8 protein-coding genes are annotated in these 8,983 nt (G+C 67.3%); 4 read left to right on the top strand and 4 right to left on the bottom strand.

Going from position 1 to position 8,983, the window contains the following annotated elements:
- The 4 genes from B161_RS18010 to B161_RS0112900 all read left to right on the top strand — a co-directional run.
- Positions 1-523, top strand: a 523-nt coding sequence (locus tag B161_RS18010) for an ABC transporter ATP-binding protein (RefSeq protein WP_018633858.1), incomplete at its 5' end; no start/stop codon positions are given.
- 97 nt (positions 524-620) lie between these two features.
- Positions 621-1,865 carry an SfnB family sulfur acquisition oxidoreductase gene (locus tag B161_RS0112910; RefSeq protein ID WP_018633857.1) on the top strand — a complete coding sequence of 415 codons (1,245 nt, stop codon included), beginning with the start codon at positions 621-623 and terminating at the stop codon, positions 1,863-1,865.
- Between the two features lie 57 nt (positions 1,866-1,922).
- Entirely contained in the window at positions 1,923-3,101 is a 1,179-nt protein-coding gene (ssuD, locus tag B161_RS0112905) for an FMNH2-dependent alkanesulfonate monooxygenase (protein ID WP_018633856.1), read from the top strand.
- The gene (locus tag B161_RS0112900; protein WP_018633855.1) at positions 3,098-4,540 is read left to right on the top strand and encodes an FAD/NAD(P)-binding protein; all 1,443 of its coding nucleotides are present in this window, start codon (positions 3,098-3,100) and stop codon (positions 4,538-4,540) included. The genes ssuD and B161_RS0112900 overlap by 4 nt, the downstream gene beginning before the upstream one ends.
- A gap of 62 nt (positions 4,541-4,602) precedes the next feature.
- Here B161_RS0112900 and B161_RS0112895 read toward each other — a convergent pair whose 3' ends face one another.
- Genes B161_RS0112895 through B161_RS0112880 form a run of 4 tightly spaced genes read right to left on the bottom strand, consistent with a single transcriptional unit; the run spans position 4,603 to position 8,980 of the window.
- Entirely contained in the window at positions 4,603-5,367 is a 765-nt protein-coding gene (locus B161_RS0112895) for an SDR family NAD(P)-dependent oxidoreductase (RefSeq protein WP_018633854.1), read from the bottom strand.
- Positions 5,368-5,370: 3 nt separating this feature from the next.
- The gene (locus B161_RS0112890) at positions 5,371-6,192 is read right to left on the bottom strand and encodes a hypothetical protein (RefSeq protein ID WP_040790039.1); all 822 of its coding nucleotides are present in this window, start codon (positions 6,190-6,192) and stop codon (positions 5,371-5,373) included.
- Between the two features lie 8 nt (positions 6,193-6,200).
- Positions 6,201-7,802, bottom strand: coding sequence for an acyl-CoA synthetase (locus B161_RS0112885; RefSeq protein WP_018633852.1), 1,602 nt, complete (start codon positions 7,800-7,802; stop codon positions 6,201-6,203).
- Positions 7,799-8,980, bottom strand: a complete 1,182-nt coding sequence (locus B161_RS0112880) for an acetyl-CoA acetyltransferase (protein WP_018633851.1) — start codon at positions 8,978-8,980, stop codon at positions 7,799-7,801. Before B161_RS0112880 ends, B161_RS0112885 begins: the two co-directional genes overlap by 4 nt.
- Positions 8,981-8,983 lie beyond the last annotated feature (3 nt).

The raw sequence follows: 8,983 nt of genomic DNA, 5'->3' as shown, positions 1-8,983 counted from the left end.
TCAGGTGCTGGAGGGCCGCCATTGCTTCCGCTCGCTGACGGTGGAGGAGAATCTCCTCACAGGGGCCTTGGGCCGCTCCTCCTCCCGCGCCGAAGCGAAAGCCGATCTGGAGAAGGTTTACGACCTCTTCCCCCGGCTCGCGCAGAAGCGCCGGACGGCGGCGGGCCTGACCTCGGGCGGCGAACAGCAGATGACCGCCATCGGACGCGGACTCATGTCGCGCCCCCGGCTTTTCGTGCTGGACGAGCCTTCCATGGGCCTCGCGCCTCTGGTCGTCCGCGAGATCTTCGAGGCGCTGAAGCGGATCAACGCCGCCGAAGGGCTCTCCTTGCTGGTCGCCGAGCAGAATTCGGCGATCGCTCTGAAATACGCCCATCGCGCCGTGGTGGTCGAGAACGGACGCAGCGTCCTGAGCGGGACCGCCGCCGAACTCGCCGCCCGCGACGACATTAAATCCTTCTACCTCGGAGGCGCGGATCTTCCCGCCTCCGCCCCCTCCCTTGAGCGTTTTGCGGTCGCATAAGGCCGCAACACGCTCGGACTCTTGATTTGATCGCGTTTTCGCGACGCGAAGCCGAGGCGGCTTCGCTGGAAAACGCTCTAGCGAAAGAGGTCGCAGCATGACCATTCAGCAGAACGCCGCGAGTTTCGGACAGCCTGTCCCCCCGGTCGAACGCCCAAAGGAGAAGGCCCATGTCATCGCCTCCGACGCGGAGGCGATCGAGGTCGCGCGGAAGATCGCGGCGGAGATCGCGAAAGACTCCTCCAAGCGCGACCGCGAACGCATCTGGCCCATCGAGGAGCTGGACGCCTATTCGCAAAGCGGCCTCTGGTCGATCAACGTGCCCAAGGAATACGGCGGGCCGGGAGTCTCCTACGTCACGCTCGCCAAGGTGATCGCGATCATCTCCGAGGCGGATTCCTCCATCGGCCAGATCACGCAAAATCATCTCGCGGTGGTCGGGGCGATCAATACGGTCTCGGATGAGGCGCAGAAGAAGATCCTCTTCGCCGAGATTCTCGCCGGGACGCGCTTCGGCAACGCCTTCTCGGAATTCGGCTCGAAGAAGGCCACCGAATTCGAGACGAAATTCGAGGATGCGGGCGATCATGTGATCGTCACGGGCAAGAAATTCTATTCGAGCGGCGCGCTTCTGGCGCATCTGGTGCCCATCGTGGCCTTGGACGACGAAGGCCGCGCCTGGTACGTCATCGCCGACCGCGGCGCCGAGGGCCTGACCGTCATCGACGATTGGTCGAGCTTCGGCCAGCGCACCACGCTCTCCGGCACGGTGATCATCGACAAGGTGAAGGCGCCGAAGACTCATGTCGTACCCGGCTATAAGGGCTACGCCACGCCCTCCGCCGATGGTCCGATCATGCAGATCATTCAGGCGGCGGTGGATCTCGGCATCGCGCGGGCGGCCATCAAGGAGACCATCGACTTCGTGAAGACCAAATCGCGTCCTTGGGCCGACAGCGGCGTCGAGAAAGCTTCGCTCGACCCCTACGTCATTCAGGCGGTGGGCGATCTTCAGGTGCGGGCCAACGCCGCCGACGCCTTGCTGGAGCGCGCCGGACATGCGGTGGACCGCGCCGTGGCTCAGGCCACGCCGGAGAGCGTCGCGGAGGCTCAGGTGGCGGTGGCGGAATCCAAGATCCTCACCACCGAAATCGCGGTTTTGGCGACGAATAAGCTCTTCGAGCTGGCCGGAACCCGCTCCACCCTCGCGGAGCATAACCTCGACCGCCATTGGCGCAACGCCCGCACCCATACGCTGCATGATCCGGTGCGCTGGAAATACGCCATCGTCGGAAATTACTACCTGAACGGCGTGAATCCGCCGCTCCACGCCTGGAGCTGAAGACGGAAGGCGCTCCGCCGGGAGGGCGGAGCGCCCAACTCAGGAAGGATCTCCCTCATGTCCACCTCTACGGCTCCCGAACGCATCAAGGTTCTCTGGTTCCTGCCCACCCATGGCGACGGCCGTTATCTCGGCGTCTCGGAGGGCGGTCGGGCGGTGGATCTGCCCTATCTGACCCAAATCGCCCAAGCGGCGGACGGCCTCGGCTATTACGGCGCCTTGCTGCCGACGGGCCGCAGCTGCGAGGACAGTTGGGTCATCGCCTCGGCGCTCGCGCCTCTGACGAAGCGGCTGCGGTTTCTGGTGGCGGTGCGTCCGGGCCTGCAATCGCCGACTCTGGCGGCGCGCATGACCTCCACCCTCGATCGGATCTCAGGGGGGCGGCTGCTGATCAACGTGGTGACGGGCGGCGATCCGGTCGAGAACAAGGGCGACGGGATCTTTCTCAGCCATGACGAGCGTTACGAGGTCACGCGCGAGTTTCTGGAGATTTATAAGGCCGTTCTGGCGGGCGAGACGGTCGAATTCAAAGGAAAGCATTTCGCCATCGAGGACGGACGGCTGCTCTTTCCTCCGGTTCAGAGGCCCCATCCGCCGCTCTATTTCGGCGGCTCCTCGGAGGCGGCTCATGAGGTGGCGGCGCAGCAGATCGACAAATATCTGACCTGGGGCGAGCCTCCCGCCGAAGTCGCGCGCAAGATCGCCCATGTGCGGGCTCTGGCGGAGAAGGCGGGCCGCGAAGTCAGCTTTGGAATCCGGCTGCACGTCATCGTGCGCGAGACCACGGCGGAGGCTTGGGCCGCCGCGGATCGGCTGATCTCCAAACTGGACGATTCCGCCATCGCCGCCGCGCAAAAGGTCTTCGAGCGGATGGATTCCGTCGGGCAATCGCGCATGAGCAAGCTGCATGGCGGGCGGCGCGACAAGCTGGAGGTCAGCCCCAATCTCTGGGCGGGCGTGGGGCTGGTGCGCGGCGGCGCCGGAACGGCTCTCGTCGGGGATCCGGCGACCGTGGCCGAAAGGATCGACGAATATCGCCGCATCGGCGTCGACAGCTTCATTCTCTCGGGTTACCCTCATCTAGAGGAAGCCTATCGTTTTGGAGAATTGGCCTTGCCGCTTCTGCCGCTCGACCATCCCATCGGCTCCGGAGCCCTGACGGCCAATATGGGGCCTTTCGGCGAGACCATCGCCGGCGATCATCGTCCGCCGACGGCGCAGGCGGCCGCGTCATGACGCGCGCGGCGGGAGAAGACGAGGCGCGAAGGCCGGTCGTCGCCGTGGTCGGAGGCGGCTATACGGGCGCGGTGGTCGCCTATAGCCTCGCGCGGCGCCTGCCGCCGGGCTCGGCGCGGATCCTCGTGATCGAGCCCCGGGCCGAGATCGGGCGCGGCCTCGCCTATTCCAGCCTCGACCCCTCCCATCGCATCAACGTGCCCGCCGCGCGCATGAGCGTCTCCAGCGAGGATCCGGGCGATTTCTTCGCTTGGGTGAAAAGCAACGGGGTCGTGGCGGAGGATCCCGAATCTCAGGTTCCCACCGGAGAGGTCTTTCCGCGCCGTCAGGTCTTCGGCAGCTATATCGCGGCGCGGCTGGCGCCTTTTCTGGCCTCCGGCGCGGCGGAGCATCTGCGGGGCGCCGTCGCGCGGGTCGCGCCGGAGGGCGAAGGCTGGCGGCTTGATCTGGCGGACGGCCGCGAGATCCGCGCCGATTTCGTCGTCCTCGCGGCGAGTCATCCGCGTCCGGCGGTTCCGGGGCCTTTGCGGGCCGTGGCCTCCTCGCCGAAGCTCAGGGCCGATCCCTATGACCTTTCATGGCTGGCGGAGGTCGATCCTCAAGAGCGGGTGCTGATCGTCGGATCCGGCCTGACCTCCGCCGATCTCGTGGCCTCCCTCGACGCGCGGGGCCACAAGGGCGAGATCCTCGTCGTCTCGCGGCGGGGCTTCCGCTCGCGCGGCCACGCCTTCGGCGCGGGCGCGGCCCCCTTCGACAGGCTGGAGTTCGATACGGCGAGCGCGAGCGCGCTCTTGCGCTCGGTGCGGCGCCATGTGCGCGAGACCGTTGCGGCGGGCCATCGCTGGCAACATGTGCTGGACGTCGTGCGGACTCAGGGCGGCGAGATCTGGCGCGCCTTAACGCCGGAGGCCCGGCGCCGGGTCGCGCGGCATTTGCGGGTGGCTTGGGACGTCCATCGCTTCCGCATCGCGCCGCAGCCCGAAGCCGTGATCGCCCGCCGCGAAGCCGAAGGCTCCTTGCGCTATGAGGCCGCCGCTTTGGTCGGCTCCGCCGAGGAGGGGGGGCGGCTGATCGTGAATCTGCGCCCCCGGCGCGGCGCGGAGGTCCGGCGCGAGAGCTTCGACCGCGTCCTCGTGACCACCGGCCCGGCCCATGACCGGATCGGCGAGGGGAATCCGGCGCTCGGCGGATTGATCGCGGCGGGGCTGATCGGCCTAGATCCGAATGGCCTCGGTCTGCTGACCGCCCCTGCGGGCGAGGCTCTGCGCCCCGACGGCGCGCCGCAGCCGGGTCTTTACGTGGCGGGGCCTCTGGCGCGCGGCGCGGCGGGCGAATTGATGGGCCTGCCGGAGGTCACGCGCCACGCCGAAGGCGTCGCGGGGCTTTTGAGCGCGCGGCTCGGCGGCAAGGCCGCGGCGCCCGCTCTCTCGGTCGGGTGAGGCTCAAATCAACGTAAGGCGGGATGAGCCCCCGAGATCTGCGCTCCGCCCTTCAGCGCAACTCACTGAGGCGCGTTTTCCCGGCGCAGCGCGGGCAGCCCGACGCCGGTCGCGTCGAATCCGCCGTCCACCGCCAGAGTCTGCCCGGTGACGAAGCTCGCCTTCTCCGAGCAGAGGAAGACGACGCCTTCGGCGATCTCCCGCGCCTCGCCATAGCGGTTCAGCGGAATGGCGTCGTAATAGGCCGCGATGATCTCGGGCGCATGGACAGCCGCCGCGAGCTTGGTCTTGACCGGACCCGGCGCGATGCAATTGACGCGGATTCCCAATTCGCCCAATTCCGCCGCGAATTGCTTGGTCAGATGGATCACCGCCGCTTTCGAGGTGCCGTAGGCCACCCGCAGCGTGGAGGCCCGCAAGCCCGAAATCGAGGCGATGTTGACGATGGCGCCTTTCGTTTCGGCCAGAGCCGGAACGCAAGCCTGCGTGCAGAGAAACACGCCGTCGAGATTGGTGGCCATGACCTCGCGCCATTCCTCGAAGCTGGTGCGCGCGGCGCGCGAGAACAGCGCGACTCCGGCGTTGTTCACCAGAGCGTCGATGCGCCCGAAGCCCGCCAGAGCCTCCGCCGCCATGCGCTCGACCTCGGCGGGGATCGAGACGTCGGCCAGCACCGGCAGGACGTTCTTCAGCTGCGCGGAGGCCGCCTTCAGCTCGGCCTCGTCGCGGTCGACCATGACCACGCGCCAGCCCGCTTCTAAAAACAACTCCGTAGCCGCGAGGCCGATGCCCCGGCAGCCGCCGGTGACGAGAGCGACTTTGCCCATAGCTCATTCCCCCAGATTTTCGATGACAAGCTCCAGCGTCACGCCGACCGGATTTCCCTCTCCAGCCAGCGCGCCGCGCATGATCCGCGCGTGAACGTCGACGGCCTCGATTTCGATGGAGGCGCGGCCTGCGCGCAAAAAGGCTTCGGTGAAATGCAGCTCGGTGGCGAGGCAATCCATCCGGCGGCCGTCGGCGAAAAGGATGTGGTCGATGCTGCCGACGCCATGCAGGCGGGCCTCGCGCAGGCCATGGGCGGCGGCCAGAGCCTCGACGGCGCCCGCCACATCCTCGCCGGGGAGAAGCCGCGCGATCAGCCCTTTCCCGGAGCCTCCGCCTGCGGGGGTGAAGAGCGTGAAGGCGGTTTCTTCATCCGGCAGAGCCTCAAACCAGGACTCCGCCGCGCCGAGGCCCCGAACCTGAAGATTCTCAGCGAGCAAGGTCTCCGGCGGCAGGAGATGCCCCATGGCCTCGGCGCCGCCTGTCTCGGGCCGCCAGCTGCCATGACAATGCAGAAAGGGCGCGCCCTCGCGCCAGCCGACCGAGGTCGTCGCCTGCCGGATCCTCCAGAGGCCCTCCGGCGCCTGAACCGCCGAATACCACGCCGCATGGAGCCCGTCGGTCGAGGGCGCGGGCAGCACGAAACGGAGCGGCGCGCATAAGGCGCCGTCGAGGCGGAGCGTCCCGCCCTTGCAGCCTTGAGCGGCGAAAAGCTCGCCCACGGCCTGAGCCACGGTCTTTCCCTTGGCGAGCACGCCCGTGATGGGCCGCAACCCGGCGCGGCGCGCAAGGATCCGCTCAGGCCCGCGCGGGCCGGGATGGATCATCCGGGCGCTCACCCCGCCAAGCCTCGCTTTTGCAGCTCCTCGCGGATCATCTTTTTCGTGATCTTGCCATAGGCCGATTTCGGCAGGGCCTCCCAGAAGATGAAGCGTTTGGGCGATTTATAGCGGCTGACCTTGCCTTCCAGATAGGCGGCCAATTCGGCTTCGTCGGCGCGGGCGCCGGGCTTGGCCACGCAAACCGCCCAGCCCACTTCGCCCCAGAGCGGGTCAGGCATCCCCAAGACCGCGACCTCCGCGATGGCGGGATGGGCGAGGATCTTCTCCTCGATCTCGCGCGGATAGACGTTGGAGCCGCCCGAGATATACATGTCGGATTCGCGGCCTGTGATGTAGATGAAGCCCTCCGCGTCCATATGGCCGAGATCTCCGGTGCGGAACCAGCCTTGACGGAAGCTTTTCGCGTTGGCTTCGGGATTTTCATAATATCCCGCGAAGACCGCCGGACCGATCACGCAGATTTCTCCGGTTTCGCCGGGCGGAAGCTCTTCGCCTGCGGCGTTTTGAATCTGGACCTCGATTCCGGTGCGGGCGTAGCCGCAAGTCCCGATGCGGGCGGTCGGGCCGTCTTCGGCCTCATGCAGATGAGCGGGCAGCACGGTGATGGCGCCGGTGCATTCCCCAAGCCCGAAATATTGCACGATCTTCGGACCCAGCAGCCTCAGCGCCTTTTGCTGATCCACCCGATACATCGGCGAGCCCGCATAAATCACATAGCGCAGACTCTCCGTCTCCGCCTGAGCCGCCGCAGGATGCTCCACCAGCAGCTTGAGGATGGTCGGCACGGTGAAGAGCGTCGAGACGCGCCATTCCCGCACCAAATCCCAGGCTTCGGCGGGGTCCAGCTTCTCGCCGCTCAGCAGGATGGTCTTCACGCCGCGCGCCACTTGCGTGAGTTGATGCACTCCCGCCCCATGGCTCAGCGGCGCGACCACGAGCGAAGCGTCCTCCGGCGTCAGGCCGGGCATCAGATCGGCGAGGTGGTTGGTGGTCACGAAAGCCATCTGGCCATGAGTCAGGATGCTGGCTTTGGGGCGTCCCGTGGTGCCGGAGGTGAAGAAGAACCAGCAGGGATCGTCGCGGTCCACGGCGAGGGCGGGAAAGCTCCGGCCGAGATATTCCTGCGTCAGATCCCCGACCGAAGGGCCGAAATCCGCCGCGCCCAAGGCGATCACATGCGCAAGCTCGGGGCATTCCGCCCGGCAAGCCGCCGCATGAGCGGGAAAAGCCGCGTCGCAGAGCAGCAACCGCGCCCCGGAGGCCTGCGTGAGATAAACCACCTCCTCCGGCGTCTGGCGGAAATTGGCGGGCACCCAGATCCCCCCCGCCCGCCAGACCGCGAACATGGCCTGAAACATCTCCATGGAGTTCTGAGACTGGACCATGACGCGCTCGCCCTTGCGCAGGCCGAAGCGCTCCTGCAAGGCGCAGGCGAGGGCCTCCGCCCGCGCCTCCAGCTCGCGCCAGCTCCAGCGCCTGTCGCCCATGACGAGGGCGGTCTCCTCAGGCAGACGGCGGGCCGATTGCGTCAGGAGGGTCGCCAGATTCATGACGCGGGTCGAAAAGGGCCTTTGGGCGCCGAGCGGGCCGCTCATCCGACGCGCTCCAGAATCGAGCAGTAATTGGCCACCGCCGCGCCGCCCATATTGAAGACCGCGCCGAGGCGCGCGCCGGGCTTCTGCATCTCGCCCGCCTCTCCGGCCAATTGCATGGCGACCATGACATGCTGCGAAACGCCCGTCGCCCCGAGAGGATGCCCCCGCGACTTCAGCCCGCCCGAGAGATTCACCGGCAAAGCGCCCCCGGCGCGGGTCAGGCCCTCGCGGGCGATCCGCCAGCCCTCGCCGCGCGGCGCCAGCCCCATGGCCTCGTATTGGATCATTTCGGCGGTGGTGAAGCAGTCGTGAGTCTCGACGAGATCGAGATCCCTGACGCCCAAGCCGGATTGCTCCAGAGCCCGCGCCCAAGCGCGATGAGCGCCTTCGAAGGCGACGGGATCGCGGCGCGAGAGCGCGAGGACGTCGCCGGTCTGGGCGCGGGCGCGGAAGCGGATCGCGCGGGCGAGATCCTGCGCGACTTCGGGCGCGGCCAGCACGAGGGCCGCCGCCCCGTCCGAGACCAGCGAGCAATCCGTGCGGCGCAGAGGCCCGGCGACCAGCGGATTTTTGTCGGAAGGCGTATTGCAGAATTCGAAGCCGAGATCCTTGCGCAGATGGGCGTAAGGATTGCGCAACCCATGCTCATGGTTTTTGGCGGCGATCATCGCCAGTTCGGCGGAGCGGTCGCCGTATCTCTGGAAATAAGCGTCGGTGATTCCGCCGAAGACTCCGGCGAAGCCGCCCGGGATTCCGCCCTCTTCGGCGAAATAGCTGGCGGAGAGCAGAATATCCCCGACCTCCGCCGGGGGCGTGGCGGTCATCTTCTCCGCCCCGACGACCAGAGCGATCCTTCCGCGCCCGGAGGCGATGAAATCCGCCGCCGCGTAAAGCGCCGCCGAGCCCGTCGCGCAGGCGTTTTCAGCGCGCATGAAAGGGATTCCGGCCAGCTCCGGCGCGCCCATGGCGACGAGGGCGCCCTGAAAATCCTGACGCGCGAAGCCGTTGTTATAGACGCCGACGAAAAGGCCGTCGACGTCCTCCGGCGCCGCTCCGGCGTGAGCCAGCGCGGGAAGCGCGACTTCGGCCATCAGCGCCAGAGTGTCCGGCGCGGCGGATTTGCCGAAGAGGCTATGGGCCCAACCGACGATCAGGGGATCTTTGACGGAATCTCGCATGCG

Origin of the sequence: Neomegalonema perideroedes DSM 15528 (genome assembly GCF_000374145.1) — a bacterium.
Taxonomy (GTDB): domain Bacteria; phylum Pseudomonadota; class Alphaproteobacteria; order Rhodobacterales; family Rhodobacteraceae; genus Neomegalonema; species Neomegalonema perideroedes.
The sequence above is the reverse complement of the archived record's forward strand: the minus strand, read 5'-3'. Positions and strand labels throughout refer to the sequence as shown.

Bases quoted from the DNA above. Each gene is read 5' to 3' on its own strand.
- B161_RS0112890 (WP_040790039.1), bottom strand. From the start codon at position 6,192: ATGATCCATCCCGGCCCGCGCGGGCCTGAGCGGATCCTTGCGCGCCGC.
- B161_RS0112910 (WP_018633857.1), top strand. From the start codon at position 621: ATGACCATTCAGCAGAACGCCGCGAGTTTCGGACAGCCTGTCCCCCCG.
- ssuD (WP_018633856.1), top strand. From the start codon at position 1,923: ATGTCCACCTCTACGGCTCCCGAACGCATCAAGGTTCTCTGGTTCCTG.
- B161_RS0112885 (WP_018633852.1), bottom strand. From the start codon at position 7,802: ATGAGCGGCCCGCTCGGCGCCCAAAGGCCCTTTTCGACCCGCGTCATG.
- B161_RS0112880 (WP_018633851.1), bottom strand. From the start codon at position 8,980: ATGCGAGATTCCGTCAAAGATCCCCTGATCGTCGGTTGGGCCCATAGC.
- B161_RS0112895 (WP_018633854.1), bottom strand. From the start codon at position 5,367: ATGGGCAAAGTCGCTCTCGTCACCGGCGGCTGCCGGGGCATCGGCCTC.
- B161_RS0112900 (WP_018633855.1), top strand. From the start codon at position 3,098: ATGACGCGCGCGGCGGGAGAAGACGAGGCGCGAAGGCCGGTCGTCGCC.